Origin of the sequence: Alkanindiges illinoisensis DSM 15370, assembly GCF_000619845.1 — a bacterium.
In the GTDB taxonomy this organism is placed as follows: Bacteria; Pseudomonadota; Gammaproteobacteria; order Pseudomonadales; family Moraxellaceae; genus Alkanindiges; species Alkanindiges illinoisensis.
The window spans coordinates 94,578-111,949 of sequence record NZ_JHUX01000003.1 but is presented as its reverse complement, the minus strand read 5'-3'; the positions used below and the strand labels follow the sequence as shown (position 1 = coordinate 111,949).

The following is a 17,372-nucleotide window of genomic DNA, read 5'->3' as shown; positions in this document are numbered from 1 at the left end:
ATTTCTGGTTTTTAGCCTTAGCGTATGTTCTGGTGCCAGTCCTGCTCAAAATAGCTGACCAGTGCCTGTGTATTCAGATAATTGGGCTGCACCTGTTTGGGCTGCATATCCTTGGGAAAAATAAACATATCCTGAGTGGATGCCTGATCCAGAAAACGGGTTGGCACCTGATAACTGCGTGGAATCTTAAAATCATTAATTCGCCCTGCCAGCACAAATCCCCACTCACCAAATGAAGGCACATAGGTATGATAGGGTTTGGTATAAGCTCCGGCTGTTTTTAGGGTTTCTACTACGCACCAGAAGGCATGTGGCGCAAAATAGGGTGAGGTTGACTGCACTACCAGCTTGCCATGTTCAGACAAATGCCGGAGTACCATGCGATACATCGGCACTGAATACAGCTTCCCCAGTGAAAAATTGGAGGGATCAGGTAAATCAATAATAATCACATCAAACTGTTGTCGATTGCTTTCCAGCCATTGTCCTGCATCAGCATGCACAATGTGCATTTTAGGATTACGAAAGGAATTGTGATTCAACTGGGCCAGAGTTGCTGACTGTTTAAATAAATCAGTCATTTGCTGATCAAGGTCAATCAGGGTAATTTTTTCAACCTTTGGATATTTTAAAACTTCCCGGGCAGCCAAACCATCACCACCACCCAAGATCAGCACCTGTCTGGCATGTGGGACCATTTCCATTGCAGGCAGCACTAGCGCCTCATGGTAGCGATGCTCATCCCTCGACGAAAACTGCAAATTGCCGTTTAAAAACAAGCGCACATCATCATGCCAGCGCGTCAGGACAATACGCTGGTAGCGCGTACTTTTGCTATAAACCACTGGATCGCCAAAATAGGATTGTTCAGCCCAGAAAGTGAGTCGGTCAGCAAATAAAAAACCGGTTACCAGCATCAGTAATACCACCGATGCCTTGAGTTGAAGCTGTCTGGCATACTGCAATTGGTGCCTAAATACCCGGATCGTCAGCATGGCAACCAGTACGTTTAAGATCCCAAACAGTAATGCTGTCCGTGCCATGCCCAGTTTTGGTGCCAAAATCAGTGGAAACAACAGTGAAACCGCCAGTGCACCCAGATAATCAAAGGTGAGCACCCGGCTAACAATTTCCTTAAACTCGGCCTGATGCTGGTTTAAAACCCGCATTACCAGTGGAATTTCCATGCCGACCACAGTCCCAATCAGCAAAACCACCGCATACAGCACCATGCGAAATGGTGCATCGGCAAATGAAAAAATAATAAATAGCAGCAGTGCCGATAGTCCGCCAATCAAGCCAACCAGAAGCTCAATATCCACAAAACGGTGTAAAATATCTTCATCTTTAATATAACGGGTCAAATGGGCGCCAATTCCCATCGCAAACAAATAAGCCCCGATAATGGATGAAAACTGTAAAACAGAATCCCCCAACAGGTAACTGGCCAGTGCAGCAGCAACCAGTTCATACGCCAACCCACAGGATGCCACCACAAAGACTGAAATAATTAAAGTTCGATTAAGCATTTAAAATATTAATCATTTGTTTATTATAAAGTAGCTTAACATAGCTTGATTCACATCGCCTGACTCCCATTACTGCAAGGCACATCTTAGGTAACGATGGGCTGAGGCAAATACTGACAATACCCATTTGTGGGAACTTAAATGACAATCATACTGACACAATATCTTTTATATCTAAAATACATGGGCTTAAGCTTGTTTGTACTCATGATTTTTGCGGTGGTTTACGTTAAGGTCACTCCGGTTAAGGAAATTACTCTCATCCGTGAAGGTAATATTGCCTGTGCCTTATCATTTGGCGGTGCACAGATTGGCTTTAGTATTACCCTGGCTTCCAGCATCATGCATACCATGAATATTCCCAGCTTTCTGGTCTGGTCGTTTGCAGCAGCGCTAGTGCAAATCCTGATTTTCTTTGCTGGCAGTCGCCTGATTCGGGATGCCAGCATGCACTTGCAGAACAATAATATTGCAGTGGGTGCATTGTTTGGCTCCCTGTCACTGTCTGTTGGGCTAATCAATGCCGCTTGCCTGAGTTAAACTACACATATCCCATGATATGGGTTTATTGAATTTATTTGATTATAACAACTGACTTGCATCACCTTTAGGAGAACAACAATGTCACTCGGCAGCTTTATCAAGAAACAGTTTATTGACGTCATCCAGTGGGCAAAACCCGATAACGAGCTGTTGATGTGGCGCTTTCCCATGCAGGATGAGGAAATTCAAAACGGCGCCAGTTTGACGGTGCGTGAATCACAAATGGCATTGTTTGTGAATGAAGGGATTGCTGCCGATGCCCTTGCGCCGGGTTTGTATACTTTAAATACCCGTACACTTCCGGTGCTGACCAACCTGAAACACTGGGACAAGCTATTTGAATCACCCTTTAAATCGGATGTGTATTTTTTTAATACTCGATTGCAACTGTCCAGACGCTGGGGTACGGCGCAACCTGTTACTGTTCGCGATCAGGATTTTGGCATGGTGAGCCTGCGTTCCTTTGGCATGTATAGCTACCGGCTGGTCAATCCTGCGCTATTTTTTCGTGAAGTTAGCGGTGTTGGCAGTGAATACACAGGTGCTATGCTGGAAGAACAACTGCGCAATATCATTGTGACCCATTTAAGTAGTGCCTTTGGTAACTCGGACATTCCCTTTATTGACATGGCAGCCAATCAGGTGTTGCTGTCCCAGAAGATGACTGAAGTGCTGGCGCCTTCATTCGAGCGTCTGGGCCTATTACTGGACAGCTTTACCGTAGAAAGTATTACCCTGCCCGAAACGCTGCAAAAGAAGCTGGAAGAACGTATTTCAATGGGCATTATTGGCGACATGAACCGCTATACCCAGTACCAGACAGCCACCAGTATTCCGCTGGCTGCCCAGAATGAAGGTGGACTTGCAGGTATTGGTGCAGGTTTGGCGGCTGGCATGGGCATGGGACAACTGATGGGCAATGCTATGAATGCTTCTCTATCGGGCCAAACACCTGCGCATAATCCGCAAGCGGCCACCGCAACACAGCCATCAGGCAATGAAAATCCTCAGGCAAAACTGGCAACCCTGAAAACCTTGCTGGAACAAAACCTGATTTCCCAGCAGGATTATGATGATGCCAAAGCGGAAGTCTTGAAAAAATTATTGAGTCAGTAATTTGGACTAATTGCAGAGGTCTTAGCGGAAAACCTGATGGATTCAATTTTTTCAACAGTCTGCCCCTGTTGTGGTGCACCAGTAGCAGTCTATTCGGCAACTGCAGTGGTGGTGGTGTGCCAATATTGCCAAAGCTCACTGGTGCGCACAGAGCAAAGCCTCACTGATAGTGGTAAAAAATCCGCGATCATTGAGGATTACTCTCCACTTCAACTGTATAGCTCAGGCACTTTTGAGGGCAAGGCCTTTACCCTGATTGGCCGCTCACAAATCCGTTATGACCGCGGCGTATGGAATGAATGGTATGCCCTGTTCAGTGATGGCAGCTATGGCTGGCTGTCAGAATCAGGCGATCAGTATGTGTTTACCCGCTTGCAAGGCAAGCTGCCCCCTGCCTATAAACTATCGTTTCAGCAGCTAAAAGCAGGCAAAAGCGTCCTTAACTATCAAACCGTACGCTATATGGCAGCCGATGTGCGGCAAGCTACAGCAGCTCAGGCCAATGCACAGGGCGAACTCCCCTATCCAGTTAAACAGGATCAGGCTTTAAAAGTTGCAGACTTTCGCAGCGAGCAGCGCTTTATTACCCTGGACTTTAGTGAAAATGGCCAGCAGCCCATTGTCTACGCAGGCACAGTGACCACACTGGATACGCTTCACTGCCAGAATTTGCGCTCCAAAGACACCATACTGCAACAGGCAGGCAAGTTAAAAGGTGAGCAAAAAGCCAGCCAGTGTCCACAGTGTGGCAGCCGGATTATCTGGGCGCAGCAGATGACCGAGGATGCCATTTGCAAAAGTTGTCATGCGCATATTGATTTAAGCACCGATCAGGCTCGTGTTATCGAAGTCTATAATTTTCGCCAAAAGACTGAAAAGGCCTTTAGCCTGTCACTGGGTGAGACTGGCAAGATTGATGACGTATGCTGGACAGTCATTGGTCTGGTTAAAAAAACCGAAATTGAAAGCAGCGATGCATGGCGCATCATGTTGGGTGAAAGTAGCCGCATGTCTATCACTACAGAGGGCTGGCTGGAATACCTGCTGTATAACTCGAAAAAAGGTTTTCTATGGCTAATTGAAACAACCCAGCATGAGTGGGCAATCTCAACCACTTTAAATCAATGGCCAAAATTGAACCTGAATCAACAGCCCTACAATGATAATGGGCAACTGATGGGCAAGTTATATGATTACGGGGGCCGGGTTGATTATGCAGCAGGCGCTTTTTACTGGCAGATTCAGCCTGATGACATCACCTGTTATAGTGATTATGGCACTGAACAACTCAAGGTTTGTGCTGAATATAGCAAGTACGAGATGGCATGGAGTAGCAGTAAGGCAGTCAGCGCTCAGCAGGTAGCCACATGGTTTCAAAAACCAACATTGCTGTCAGCAACGGCAGGACAGCGAACAACGACAGAACAGCGTAATCGGGCTGCCCTTAATCGGGTTAATCGTAAAAATAAATTCCAGCAAAAGTCCGGTAAAGGAGCCGCCATATTCTTGCTACTAGCTTATGGATTAATTAATCTTCCGGCATTTTTTATGAGTTTTTCCAGCACGATTAGCCTGCTCATTGTTTGTGGGGTCAGTTATCTTATTTATGTGCTTTTAGGAAAGCCATTTGATCAAGAAGCATAATAATGAAAGAGACATATTTCTGGTTTTATGTAGCCATTATTATATTAGCTACCTTATTTAATTACTGGCTGGTCAGTGAGAATCGTGGCTGGAACTCCAGCACCTCAGGGGGCGGCCATTACAGCAATACCGGAAGCTGGCATAAATAATATGAATAGCCAGAATTTAATTGCAATTGGACAGCATAGCTTATTAGATCTTTATGGGATTAACGCTGATCTGGCCTGCAATACTGAAAAAATTGAAGTTATACTTCGTCATGCTGCAAAAATTGCCAATGCCACTGTTTTGCAATCACATTTTCACTCTTTTGGCCTGTATCAGGGCGTTACTGGTGTTTTGCTGCTGAGTGAATCGCACATGAGTATTCATACTTGGCCAGAATATCAATTTGCCGCGATTGACATTTTTATGTGTGGAGAACATCAGATTGAGGTGGCTTTAAGCTATTTACAAGAAGCTTTTGAAGCCGAACACAGTAAATTAAGTAATTACAGTAGAGGAATACCTTAATGAATTTTTTCATTAAGGTATTTAAACCTTTAACGTAATAAACCTAACACAGGACATTTATAAGGTACTTTCGTACCTGCGCCATCAATTGCCCTATAGGTTAATGCCTTCAGATTTTTGCGGTACGGTAAATTCTCAGGCAAAACAATATTCCAAACCAAACCTAAATTACTTAATGCATTTAGCGCCCACCAACCTGGATCAGGCTGATTATCATAAATTCCTAAAATTGCTGATTCTGGATAGGCATGATGATTGTTGTGCCAGGATTCACCCATGGTAATGTATGAAGCCCATTTTACATTATGCCCCTGCACAGCCGCTCCTACGACCTCATTGTCCATTTCACCATGGTTATGGGCAAAATAGCCAATCAGCCAATGCCCTGTTACAGAAACCACAATTCTTGCAGAAATACCCCAGATAACCCAAGATATACCTCCAAGTGCAAATAAGATTAGCAGTAATGGAAGCTGTTGCAGCATCCATGTTTTTTCCATAAAGCGGTAAACTGGATTATCTCTTAAAGACTTTTCAGGTACAAAAACAGGCGGATGCTTGAGCTTTAAATCACAATATAATTGCCACCAACCATCTTTCCAGATCGTTTCGCCATGACGTAAATAAGAATGGCAATCTGCCTGCCGTTGTGCCCAATCTCTTAAATCATGGGTGTATACCATCCCGAAAGGTCCAGCCAGGCCAACAAGTGTCCCTAAATGCACAAATCTTAGGGCACTGATAGCTGTGATGGATTAGCTTACGATGCATTCCTAATGAGTGCCCAAAGCATAGCGTTGCAGCAGTCGTAAACAAAAATACCAGTAAAGTCTCTAAAGAAAAGGTATAGATTCCACCAATGATAGTAATGGCTAGATGGGTGAAAATCCATAATGATTTTATAGGTGACCATCTCACCTGCCCATCAACCGCATTGGTTAAAGGACTTTGCATCTTGATGCGAGCTATTTCAATTTTTTCTATCATTACAAGCTCCTAACAGGGCTTACTACGTTTAATTTGTTATTAGTTGATTTATACTGCTTATTAAAATAATTTCCAATAACTTTGTATACATACTCAAATTTAAATATTTATAACCTGATGAAATAAGGCACTGCCGATATCACCGCTCCAATTAAAATGAGCAATCCTGTGTTTTCCACAAAATACGGAAAAATCATTAATATCAGACCACATAAAAATGGCACAATGGTTTTTTGCTTTTTGCCGTAGATAAAGTAACCCAATCCAATTGAGCTAAATAGTACACCGAGCAGTAGCTGACTGGTTTCCATCACGCTGTCCTAATTCATAATCATCTGTTTTTTACTTTCGTTTGCTGATACAAAGCAAACGTTCCATTTTAGGAATATCCGAAACTTATATAATTGTTTTAGTCAGAGCTATCAATATGAAAATTTTAAATTTTTACACTTTATTTTCTTTAATACTGCTTTCAACCATATCAATAAGTAATGCTGCTCCTGCGCCTTATTCTGCCACCAGTGAACCAAAAGTCTGGGTTGGCCAAATCTACGCATCCTACCTCGCCGCACAACATTCCACAGCAGCGATAAATCAACCTGAAAATTTTACGGATGTTATTATTCATCGTGCTACTCCTCAGTTAACCAAATTATTAAAACTGGAAAACACTTGCACGCAGCAGGAAGGAATCTGTGCATTGGATCACGACTTTATTGTTGCTGGACAAGATTATGAAATTAAAAAACTAACCATTTCAAAGTTTATAACCGATAAAAATAAAGGTTATCTCAAAGTAAATTTTGAAAACTTTCATGTACCAACTCAGGTAACTTTTGAATTTCTAAAAATTAACAATAACTGGAAAATCAATAACATCATTTCTGGTGTGATTAATCAGCAATCATCTAACCTTCAGCATGATCTTAAAACCTATTTCAATAAATCCGCTCAACAGTAGCACTTCTACGCCTTAGCAGAAGTGTAAATTTATTGACGCCTCTGCTTTTGAATGGTTTTTTCCAGCGAATCGGCAAAGGCCTTTTTTTCCTTATCCGAAATGGGTGGTGGCCCGCCAGTCTGTACCCCTGCCCCACGCAGTACTTCCATATAGTCACGCAAATGCAAACGTGCACGTACATTGTCCGGTGTGTAAATATCTCCACGCGGATGAATGGCAGTGCCGCCTTTTTCAATCACCTGTGCGGCCAGTGGAATATCCTGTGTCACCACAATATCACCAGCCTGCATACGCTCGACAATTTCACGGTCTGCACTATCCGCTCCATGCGTCACCTGAATGGATTTAATCCGGATAGACGGCTTAATGCCCAGTGGCTGATTGGCGACAAACGTAACGCCCAGCAAGTGACGATCCGATGCCCGAAAAATAATATCGCGCAAAATGCGAGGAATAGCATCGGCATCAATCCATAAATGAAAACTGGCAGGTGTTTGTGGTTCGGTCATAATAGGTTAAAGATTGAAATTTTCGTTAAGCCTAAAATGGATGGCTCAACAAAGCAATTATGATTTTTTATTCTTATCAATAACAGTGAAGTCTGATACCCCACTGTCATTGCAACATTACGAATCAGCGCGGTGCCATACGGATTGCACCATCCAGACGAATCGTTTCACCATTCATAAAGCTGTTTTCAACGATGTGCACGGCAAATTGGCCATATTCACTCGGATGTCCTAAACGCTTGGGAAACTGGGTCATTTCAATCAATGGCATTTTCACCGAATCAGGTGAGCTATTCATCAGCGGGGTATTAAAAATTCCCGGTGCAATGCAGTTTACTCGCACGCCAATCACTGACAGATCACGCGCTAACGGTAAGGTCATCCCAACAACACCGCCTTTAGATGCTGAATACGCCACCTGACCAATCTGACCATCAAAAGCTGCCACGGATGCAGTATTGATAATCACGCCACGCTCGCCATCCTCATTAACCGGTGTATTATGCTGCATGGCTTCAGCCGCTAGACGGGTGACGTTAAACGTGCCAATCAGGTTAATCTGAATTACCTTGGCAAACGTGCTTAACGGATGCGCCCCATTTTTACCCACGGTACGCGTTGCCGAACCAATGCCAGCGCAGTTCACACAAATATGTAAGCCACCAAACAGAGACACCACTTGCTGAATCGCTGCATGCACAGCCACTTCATCGGTTACATCAACGGCTAAAGCACGCACATTATCGCCATGTGCCGCATTTAAACGATTCGCTACTTCATCGCCTTGCTGCTGGTTCAGGTCAAAAATCACCACCTTGGCGCCCTTGTTTACAAAGGCTTCTACCGTTGCCAAGCCCAGACCTGACGCGCCACCAGTAACAATGGCCACTTTATCCTGTAAATGCATTACCTGCTCCTTATTACCACTTAGGGGATTCATCTAAAAACCGAAAAATCATACCTGAGATTCATCCAAAATTTATTAGCATTATTTGCCACAACCTAGGCCAAAAACACCGCTTTATCGGCTCTACAAAATTTTACGTAGTATAGATTTTCTATAAAAATTAACTTTAACAATAACTTATTAATATCATAATTTAAAATGATGAGTATAACATAATCATATTTTACCTAAATACTTTGCCTAATTTACAAATCAATCAATTGATTTTTAAAGATTTTTTAATATAGCAAGTCACTTATTGGTATAAAAAGGTATCTTAAATAAAAACTGCTTTTGTGGTTTAATAGACCAACAATTTTTCTGGCGCTGTAATTCGTGATCCGAATATGCGCTTCTACATTAAAGATAGGCCTCACCATGACCAAAGTGAACGCACCTGAATTCGTTCGCCACCCTAAACTGATCGCTTGGGTGGAAGAAATTGCAGCATTGACGCAACCTGACCGCATTGAATGGTGCGACGGCAGTGAAGAAGAAAACCAACGCCTGCTGGACCTCATGGTTGCAAACGGCACTATGCGCAAACTAAACCAAGAAAAACATCCAAATTCCTATCTTGCTAATTCCAGCCCATCTGACGTTGCCCGTGTTGAAGACCGTACCTTTATCTGCTCTGAAAAGCAGGAAGATGCCGGTGCAACCAATCACTGGACTGATCCGGCTGAAATGCGTCAAACCTTGAATGGTCTATTTGAAGGCTGTATGCGTGGCCGCACCATGTATGTGGTTCCTTTCTCCATGGGTCCACTGGGAAGCCATATTGCACACATTGGGATTGAGCTGTCTGACTCTCCTTATGTAGTTGTCAATATGCGTATGATGGCGCGTATGGGCAAAGAGGTGTACGACGTGCTGGGTACTGATGGTGAGTTTGTGCCATGCGTACATTCAGTGGGTGCGCCGCTTGAAGCTGGCCAGCAAGATGTTACCTGGCCGTGCAACGATACCAAATACATCGTTCACTACCCTGAAACCCGTGAAATCTGGTCTTATGGTTCAGGTTACGGTGGTAATGCATTGCTGGGCAAAAAATGTCTGGCGCTGCGCATTGCTTCAGTCATGGGCCGCGATCAGGGCTGGCTGGCTGAACACATGCTGATTCTGGGCTTAACCAGTCCACAAGGTGAAAAACATTACGTTGCGGCAGCATTCCCATCTGCCTGTGGCAAGACCAACTTTGCCATGCTGATTCCACCAGCTGGCTTTGAAGGCTGGAAAGTTGAAACCGTCGGTGACGATATTGCCTGGATTAAGCCGGGTGAAGATGGCCGGCTGTATGCCATTAACCCCGAAGCTGGTTTCTTTGGTGTTGCGCCAGGTACTAATACCAAAACCAATCCGAACTGTATGGCTACCCTGAACCAGAACGTGATTTATACCAACGTTGCGGTGACTGAAGATGGCGAAGTATGGTGGGAAGGTTTAAGCAAAGAAGCACCAGCAGGTCTTACAGACTGGACTGGCAAGCCGTGGACACCTGAATCTGGTAGCAAGGCTGCGCATCCAAATGCCCGCTTCACCGTATCTGCCAGCCAGTGTCCATCCATTGATGCGGACTGGGAAAACCCAGCCGGTGTCCCGATTTCTGCCTTTATCTTTGGTGGACGTCGTGCCGATACTGTACCTTTAGTGGTAGAAGCATTTGACTGGGTGGATGGCGTATATAAAGCTGCGACCATGGGTTCTGAAACCACTGCTGCTGCTGTTGGCCAGCAAGGTATTGTTCGTCGTGATCCGTTTGCCATGCTGCCATTTGCTGGCTACAACATGGGTGACTACTTCCAGCACTGGCTCAATCTGGGCGAAAAACTGGAACAATCCGGTGCCAAGCTGCCCAAGATTTTCAATGTGAACTGGTTCCGTCGTGATGAAAATGGCGACTTTATCTGGCCAGGTTTTGGTCAGAACATGCGCGTTCTGGAATGGATCATTGACCGTTGCGAAGGCCGTGCTGAAGCCACTGAAACCCCAATTGGCTATGTACCAAGCTATGAACAACTGAACTGGACAGGTTCTGACTTCACTGCTGAACAATTTGCACAAGTGACCTCACAAAGTGCAGAACAGTGGAACACAGAGCTGGAGAGCCATGCTGAACTGTTTGATAAAATCGGCAACCATGTGCCAGAAGCGTTGAAAGCGCGCCGTGAACAGTTGGTTCAGGCTATTAATGTTGAAAAAGTAGCCTAGTTTCAGGTTGCTTTAAAAGAGTCGCTTTGGCGGCTCTTTTTTATGCCTGCTATTTGCTTTTTCAAGATCATCCATTTTTTAAGAGTAATTGATTTTTAGTACAGCCGGCTTTTAATGACATCATTTGCACAATTCAGGAAATTTTGTTTTTAAATCTTGTGCAATAATTTCTGAACGTTTTGCCTACCACCCCAATTAAAGGATAACCCTCATGATAAAAAATGACGAGAACAACAATCGGATTGCTAAAACAAGGCTAAAACAGGCCGCGTGGTCACAAGCTACGCTACTGGGTTTAATGATGGCGGCTATGGGACTTACGGCCTGCCAAAGCATTCAACCTTATAATGGAAAAACCGGTTATCAGCGTGAACCCAGTAATCCGGATCAGGTGATTATCAGCTATACACTGGACAGCAAAACTACCGATCAGATAATCAGCCAGAAGCTGCAAAAAGCCTGTGCCAAAGAACTGGGATTAGCCCTGAACACGCCAGTGAACATTAATATTTTGGATCAAAAAGAATTTGCCAATCTCAACCAGCAGGAAAGCTTTAACAATAACGTCAATAACAGCACTGTGCCGCTAGGTAATAGTGAGCGCACTTCATTTGGCTTGTCTGCCACGCCCAAACTATCAAATAGCAGTAATACCGCAGGAATGGACATGCTAAATGCCAGTCCCAATACTTTAAAGCAAGTTACGGCTGCCTGCTTACGTTAAGAATATAGAAAATAAAAAAAGCCCGATGCTATTGAGCAGCGGGCTTTTTTGGGCAAGACTTTAATCAACCCATTAAAACCAGTGGATGATGCGATATTGCTTAAGCAGTTATTTTTTACTTAAGCGCTTTGGGTCATCAGCTGTTGCCACTGGATTTTCTGGTAACGGGCCAACTGGTTTGCCAGTCGCCAGGTCAAAATATACAAGGGAAAATAAAAGCAGTAAGCGGCCAGCATCCACTCATAGCCATTAAACCAGTCGCCTACTGTGGCGGCCTTAGCCAGTAGCACCACTGCCACGATTTTACAGGTATTGGCTGCAATCAGAATTACCCACCACACTGGAACCAGCCAGTGCTGAATACCATGACGATGGTTTTTGGGAATACTGGTGCGCCATAATTCCCGCATCATGCGTAAGGAAAAGAAAATGCTGATAAACAGGTTGGCAAATTGCTTGAGATTATTAATCAAACAGTGCTCCACCTGCTGAAACAGCGCAATCAGGTTTCGCTTGGCGTAATATAACCAGCAGAAGGCAAAGAAAGTCAGCATGAGGATGGTGAGGCTAATCTGGGAAACCCGCAAAATGCCATCCAGCATTAGCATGTGTGACAGGTCAGGATTCAAGCTGTCCAGTGCGGCCAGCGATGACTGCCCACGCAAGCGCTGCAAGCTGTATAAACCATGCAGCAGGCCAATGATGGTCAATATGGCAGGGGGGAAAAGCAGAGTGTATAAGCAACGATTTAACCAGACTAAATCGGTATAACGATAATACTTCACAGTAATATGCCTTTAATATTTTAGGTGTTCACTGGATAAGTGACTGATTCTAATTTTAAATGTGTACCGTGAGCGCCCTATAAAAAGCTTTTCAAGGTTCAACCGACTGCTAATATAGCCAAATTTAACCTTGAAATGCCATCTTTTGCCGATAAAATGCGCCCAGCATTAAATTTTCTTAATCATTAACCACAGAATTTATAGTCACTTGATAGTGCGATAAAAACTTACATTCCTGAATTCTTTCGCTTCATCCAGATCAGGCCAGGTGGTCGCGCTACGTTCATCCACTTTTTCATAAGCCGGGTGTGAAAAATTCTTTACCCGCGAATCAGCCACCCAGACCTGTTTGCCAAATTTCAAAAATTCATCCAGAAAAAACCGGTTGCTCTGATCGTACAGCACATCGGCAGCTAACAGCACATCCGCCTGTTCAGTATAGGCATACAGGTCATCCAGATATTCCAGCTCAACCTGATTCAGCAAGGCATTTTCCCGGCAGGCAATCAGGCTAATCTGGTCAATATCACAGGCAATCACCCGTTTGGCACCTGCCATTTTTGCGGCAATGGCTACTACACCAGAACCTGCACCAAAATCCAGTACCTCTTTATCTTTTACATGATGCGGTTCAGCAAGTAACCACTGGGCCATCGCAAGCCCGGAAGCCCAGCAGAAAATCCAGTATGGCGTGTCATTCCAGATGCGCCGCACCACTTCATCATCCATGCGCTCTGTTGGCAAATCCGGTGGAATTAACCACAAATCAATCAATGTGCCGGGCAAACGCTGGCAACTTAAACCCGTGGCTGGAATCACCTGATGTAACGCCTGTAACAACACTTCAGGCGCTGATGCTGGCGCTTGCTGCGCTCCTATACTGGACACTGCCTGCATTTAACCCAGTGCCTTTTCAGCCGCTTCGACAGTCTGGCGGATGAGCGTGGTAATGGTCATTGGTCCCACCCCGCCCGGTACAGGCGTATAGCTGCTGGCAATGGCTTCAATGCCAACCAGCTCAATATCGCCAACGCCACCGTCCGCGCGTGGGTGAAAACCAGCATCAACCACCACTGCACCTGGCTTGATCCAGTCTTTTTTAATCAGCTCGGCCTTACCCACTGCACCAACCACAATATCTGCCTGCTTCACCAGCACAGGTAGGTTCCGGGTACGGGAATGACAAATGGTCACGGTGGCATTGGCAGCCAGTAGCATCATGGCCATCGGCTTGCCCAGAATCGCACTACGGCCAACGACTACCGCATGCTTGCCTGCAATCTCAATGCCGTACTCTTTTAAAATGGTCATAATGCCTTGCGGTGTTGCAGAACCATAGGCTGGCTCGCCCATACTCATGCGGCCAAAACCCAGACAAGTGACGCCATCTACATCTTTATTCAGGTTAATGGCATCAAAACAGGCACGCTCGTCAATTTGTTCAGGCACCGGGTGTTGTAGCAAAATGCCATGCACATCCGGATTGGCATTCAGCTTTTCAATTTCAGCCAGTAATTGCTCGGTGGTCGTGGATTGCGGCAGTTCAATCTTGAGCGAATCCATACCCACGCGGCGGCAGGCGTTGCCTTTCATACGCACATAGGTAGCCGACGCGCCATCATCACCGACCAGAATCGTGGCCAGAATTGGCGTACGTCCGGTTTTTTCTTTTAAGGCTGCCACGCGCTGGCTTAAATCCTGTTCAATTTTTGCAGCTAATGCACGACCATCCAGCAAGTTTGCCACAATCATTTCTCCGCAATTTTATGACTATGCGCATGATACCTTAAATGCAGGCATAAGTTTTGACGTGAATGCTGTCTTTTTAGCCATAATGTCAGCCTGATTTGCTTGTATTTTTTTTTCAGGCTGATAATATTGTCGGCCTGAACAGCGGTCATAAAGCAATGCTTTTTCGCTGGCAAGACAGGCAACCATGCCAGTCATGCAATCAGTTGGCGCGATAGCAAAGCGGTTATGCACCGGATTGCAAATCCGATTAGTCCGGTTCGACTCCGGATCGCGCCTCCAGTTTCTTTTTAGAAACCTGTTGTTATCAACTTGGCCCCGATGGTGAAATCGGTAGACACAAGGGATTTAAAATCCCTCGCCTTAACGGGCGTGCCAGTTCGATTCTGGCTCGGGGCACCATTCTTCAAAAGTTCATATTTAAAAAATTGTCATAAAAGTGCCTCCTTTAATATTACAGGGTCTGGTAGTTTTTTTATTTATGGCTTATTTTCCCCTTCCCTATTTCAACTCCTGAAAATTTACTGCTATTCTGCCGCTCTCTTAAATTTTTCAAAAAATAATGGACTTTTTTGGTACTAATCAGCCTTGGTTATTATTCAAACATCCGCTAGTACGCGAACTGGCCTTTAGTATTGCGAGTCCACCCCTGCTCGCGCACTGGCCTGAATCGCTGGCATTAACGACAAATCATTTAATGCCGACGCAAGATATTGCGTTGCCAGACGACAGCTTCTGGCAAAAGCACTTTGCCAATTACCTGCCGCGCTTACAGCAACTGGATGCTCATCCGCTGCCACTTGAACAGCATATGCTCACCTTGCGCAATACAAGGTTGGGCATCCGGTTTGAACATTTACTGGCATTCTGGCTACAGGATAGTGCCTATCATCCTTTTACCTTGCTGGGTCGGGGTATTAAACGTATGGAAGGACAACGTACATTAGGTGAAATAGATTTTTTAATTTTAAATCAGGACACGCGGAACATAGAACACTGGGAAGTTGCCATCAAGTTTTATCTGGGTGAAGGCAATTTGTGTGCAGAACAATGGCTAGGTCCTAACCGGCGCGATAGTCTGGATCGAAAACTTAAACATTTGTGCCAGCACCAGTTTAATGTCAGCCATACCGATGATCACACCATCAACTTGCGTCGTGCTATTGTTAAAGGTCGTTTATTTTATCCGGCTGGCACTACTGTAGATTTCCCTGAGTGGTCAACGCCCGAGCATTTAACCGGGTTTTGGAGCTATACCGTCCCGCCTGCACCGGCAGGGTTTAAATGGCATTATGCCAGCCGACAGGAATGGATGGTAGAAAACACGCATTTTCCTTCCAATGAAATTCCGCAGAACGCCAAATCAATTCACTATCCTGTATATTGGCGCAATGGCCTTTATTTGTTGTTAAACGCTGAAAACAAAGTAGTTTTACATTTCATGTTACGGATTACTGACAAAAGCCATAAATTCCTCAATAATCATAACACTTTGAAACCTAACCCTAACGCAGCAGATATTTTCAATCAGATATCAATCATATAAGTTTAGAGCTACAAACTATATTGTATTTTCTGGAGAGAAACATGAAATTAATCGCTGCTCTTGCGCTGGTAGGTGTTGTTCTAACTGGCTGTAACACCATGAAAGGTTTTGGTCAGGACGTTTCAAAAGCAGGCGACAAAGTAACTGATACTGCTGCTGATACCCAGCACAAAATGTAATTAAGCCTTTATTCAGCTTAAATAGACTAGCCCATTGTCAATTCGATAATGGGCTTTTTGTTAGTAACTGAGCTTTTTGTTAGTAACAATGCTTTGATACAGACAGCTTTTTATTGGGCACGCTTAGTCATCAATACTGCAATAAATTAATCAATGTTATGATATCGCAACGGTTTAACATATATTTGATTAATTCATGACCACTACCGATTTGCATCCCTCTGACCTATCTAATAGCGATACCCTTGACCTTAGCCTGCAACTGTTACGCTGTCCTTCTGTAACCCCAAATGATGCCAATTGCCAGACTATTATGGCCGAGCGACTGGCTAGAATCGGTTTTCAGATTGAAATGATGCGCTTTGGTGACGTGGATAACCTTTGGGCACGCCGTGGTACCACTGGCCCATTATTTTGCTTTGCGGGCCATACTGATGTGGTGCCTACAGGTGATCTGGCAAAATGGTCATGCGATCCATTCCAGCCGGAAATCCGCGATGGCAAGCTATATGGCCGCGGCAGTGCCGATATGAAAACCGCACTTGCAGCCATGGTAGTATCCTGTGAACGTTTTGTCGCCCAGCATCCCAACCATCAGGGTTCAATTGCCTTTTTAATTACCTCTGATGAAGAAGGCCCTTCCATTAATGGCACGGTTAAGGTGATCGAGGCTTTAGAGGCACGTCAGGAAAAAATCAAATGGTGTCTGGTGGGTGAACCATCGAGTACCAGCAAGCTGGGTGATATTGTCAAAAATGGCCGCCGTGGCTCACTCAATGGAATTTTGACGGTTCTGGGTAAACAAGGGCATGTTGCCTACCCGCATCTGGCCGATAATCCTATCCACCGGGCCGCACCAGCATTAGCAGCACTGGCTAGTGAAGTATGGGATCAGGGCAATGCATTTTTTCCAGCCACCAGTTTCCAGATATCCAATATTCAGGCTGGAACCGGTGCCAATAATGTGATTCCGGGTGAGCTGGAAGTTGTATTTAATTTCAGGTTTTCAACTGAAGTGACCGCTGAGCAGTTAAAGCAGCGCGTGCATGATATTTTAGATAGTCAAGGCTTAAAATATGAATTGAAATGGACATTGTCTGGTCAGCCTTTTTTAACGCCTGAAGGAGAACTAGTGGCTGCAGCACAACAGGCCATTCGTGAGGTACAAGGCATTGAAACCACGTTATCCACCAGTGGCGGCACGTCTGATGGCCGCTTTATTGCCCCAACGGGTGCACAAGTGCTGGAACTGGGTGTGTTAAATGCGACGATTCACCAGATTAATGAACACGTTGATGTCAATGATCTTGAACCTTTAAGCGAAATTTATCGGCAGATTTTAACTAATCTATTGGCTTAGATTTTTTTAAATAATTGATGGTTAATCACAGCCAGCTTACCTAAGCTGGCTATTTTTTATTTTATTACTT

The 17,372-nt window shown here is 44.7% G+C and carries 18 protein-coding genes and 2 tRNA genes; 12 read left to right on the top strand and 8 right to left on the bottom strand.

The features are described from left to right. Positions 1–17: 17 nt before the first annotated feature. Entirely contained in the window at positions 18–1,529 is a 1,512-nt protein-coding gene (locus Q337_RS0100600; RefSeq protein WP_026469921.1) for a polyamine aminopropyltransferase, read from the bottom strand. Positions 1,530–1,670: 141 nt separating this feature from the next. Here Q337_RS0100600 and Q337_RS0100595 point away from each other — a divergent pair, with 141 nt between their 5' ends. From Q337_RS0100595 to speD, 4 genes are all read left to right on the top strand, one after another. Then, positions 1,671–2,069: a DUF350 domain-containing protein gene (locus Q337_RS0100595; RefSeq protein ID WP_026469920.1), complete on the top strand. Its 399-nt coding sequence runs from the start codon at positions 1,671–1,673 to the stop codon at positions 2,067–2,069. 81 nt (positions 2,070–2,150) lie between these two features. Next, positions 2,151–3,188 carry an SPFH domain-containing protein gene (locus Q337_RS0100590; protein WP_026469919.1) on the top strand — a complete coding sequence of 346 codons (1,038 nt, stop codon included), beginning with the start codon at positions 2,151–2,153 and terminating at the stop codon, positions 3,186–3,188. A 36-nt stretch (positions 3,189–3,224) separates the two neighbouring features. Then, positions 3,225–4,832, top strand: coding sequence for a DUF4178 domain-containing protein (locus Q337_RS0100585; protein WP_026469918.1), 1,608 nt, complete (start codon positions 3,225–3,227; stop codon positions 4,830–4,832). An 84-nt stretch (positions 4,833–4,916) separates the two neighbouring features. Continuing rightward, positions 4,917–5,345, top strand: coding sequence for an adenosylmethionine decarboxylase (gene speD / locus Q337_RS0100575; protein WP_211253586.1), 429 nt, complete (start codon positions 4,917–4,919; stop codon positions 5,343–5,345). A 29-nt stretch (positions 5,346–5,374) separates the two neighbouring features. Here speD and Q337_RS0100570 read toward each other — a convergent pair whose 3' ends face one another. Both Q337_RS0100570 and Q337_RS19135 read right to left on the bottom strand, forming a co-directional pair. Continuing rightward, a complete protein-coding gene (locus Q337_RS0100570; RefSeq protein WP_228133056.1) occupies positions 5,375–6,028 on the bottom strand; it encodes a fatty acid desaturase in 654 nt (217 codons plus the stop codon). Positions 6,029–6,439: 411 nt separating this feature from the next. After that, a complete protein-coding gene (locus Q337_RS19135; RefSeq protein ID WP_026469914.1) occupies positions 6,440–6,643 on the bottom strand; it encodes a hypothetical protein in 204 nt (67 codons plus the stop codon). Positions 6,644–6,759: 116 nt separating this feature from the next. Here Q337_RS19135 and Q337_RS0100555 point away from each other — a divergent pair, with 116 nt between their 5' ends. Then, positions 6,760–7,293 carry a DUF3828 domain-containing protein gene (locus Q337_RS0100555; RefSeq protein ID WP_026469913.1) on the top strand — a complete coding sequence of 178 codons (534 nt, stop codon included), beginning with the start codon at positions 6,760–6,762 and terminating at the stop codon, positions 7,291–7,293. Between the two features lie 29 nt (positions 7,294–7,322). Here Q337_RS0100555 and Q337_RS0100550 read toward each other — a convergent pair whose 3' ends face one another. Together Q337_RS0100550 and Q337_RS0100545 are read right to left on the bottom strand one after the other, a co-directional pair. Beyond that, the gene (locus Q337_RS0100550; protein WP_026469912.1) at positions 7,323–7,802 is read right to left on the bottom strand and encodes a YaiI/YqxD family protein; all 480 of its coding nucleotides are present in this window, start codon (positions 7,800–7,802) and stop codon (positions 7,323–7,325) included. 124 nt (positions 7,803–7,926) lie between these two features. Beyond that, positions 7,927–8,709 carry a 3-hydroxyacyl-CoA dehydrogenase gene (locus Q337_RS0100545; protein ID WP_026469911.1) on the bottom strand — a complete coding sequence of 261 codons (783 nt, stop codon included), beginning with the start codon at positions 8,707–8,709 and terminating at the stop codon, positions 7,927–7,929. 417 nt (positions 8,710–9,126) lie between these two features. Between Q337_RS0100545 and Q337_RS0100540 the strand changes: the two genes are divergently transcribed. Both Q337_RS0100540 and Q337_RS0100535 read left to right on the top strand, forming a co-directional pair. Continuing rightward, positions 9,127–10,959: a phosphoenolpyruvate carboxykinase (GTP) gene (locus tag Q337_RS0100540; protein ID WP_026469910.1), complete on the top strand. Its 1,833-nt coding sequence runs from the start codon at positions 9,127–9,129 to the stop codon at positions 10,957–10,959. 211 nt (positions 10,960–11,170) lie between these two features. Continuing rightward, on the top strand, positions 11,171–11,683 hold the full coding sequence (locus Q337_RS0100535) for a hypothetical protein (RefSeq protein ID WP_051526455.1): 513 nt from the start codon (positions 11,171–11,173) through the stop codon (positions 11,681–11,683). 119 nt (positions 11,684–11,802) lie between these two features. On the opposite strand, the gene Q337_RS0100530 is transcribed toward Q337_RS0100535, so the two are convergent. The 3 genes from Q337_RS0100530 to folD form a co-directional block, all read right to left on the bottom strand. Next, entirely contained in the window at positions 11,803–12,468 is a 666-nt protein-coding gene (locus Q337_RS0100530) for a DUF4328 domain-containing protein (protein WP_156935664.1), read from the bottom strand. 204 nt (positions 12,469–12,672) lie between these two features. Next, positions 12,673–13,365 carry a class I SAM-dependent methyltransferase gene (locus tag Q337_RS0100525; RefSeq protein ID WP_051526454.1) on the bottom strand — a complete coding sequence of 231 codons (693 nt, stop codon included), beginning with the start codon at positions 13,363–13,365 and terminating at the stop codon, positions 12,673–12,675. Further along, positions 13,366–14,214, bottom strand: coding sequence for a bifunctional methylenetetrahydrofolate dehydrogenase/methenyltetrahydrofolate cyclohydrolase FolD (gene folD, locus Q337_RS0100520; protein WP_026469906.1), 849 nt, complete (start codon positions 14,212–14,214; stop codon positions 13,366–13,368). A 211-nt stretch (positions 14,215–14,425) separates the two neighbouring features. On the opposite strand from folD, the gene Q337_RS0100510 reads away from it, so the two are divergent. The 5 genes from Q337_RS0100510 to dapE all read left to right on the top strand — a co-directional run bounded on the left by Q337_RS0100510 (position 14,426) and on the right by dapE (position 17,302). Beyond that, a tRNA-Cys gene (locus Q337_RS0100510) sits at positions 14,426–14,499 on the top strand. Between the two features lie 33 nt (positions 14,500–14,532). Next, positions 14,533–14,619: transfer RNA gene (locus tag Q337_RS0100505), tRNA-Leu, on the top strand. 160 nt (positions 14,620–14,779) lie between these two features. After that, the gene (locus Q337_RS16265; protein ID WP_051526453.1) at positions 14,780–15,763 is read left to right on the top strand and encodes a DUF1853 family protein; all 984 of its coding nucleotides are present in this window, start codon (positions 14,780–14,782) and stop codon (positions 15,761–15,763) included. A 41-nt stretch (positions 15,764–15,804) separates the two neighbouring features. Further along, the gene (locus tag Q337_RS0100495; protein ID WP_034279133.1) at positions 15,805–15,942 is read left to right on the top strand and encodes an entericidin A/B family lipoprotein; all 138 of its coding nucleotides are present in this window, start codon (positions 15,805–15,807) and stop codon (positions 15,940–15,942) included. A 196-nt stretch (positions 15,943–16,138) separates the two neighbouring features. Next, entirely contained in the window at positions 16,139–17,302 is a 1,164-nt protein-coding gene (gene dapE / locus Q337_RS0100490) for a succinyl-diaminopimelate desuccinylase (protein WP_026469904.1), read from the top strand. Positions 17,303–17,372: the final 70 nt, after the last annotated feature.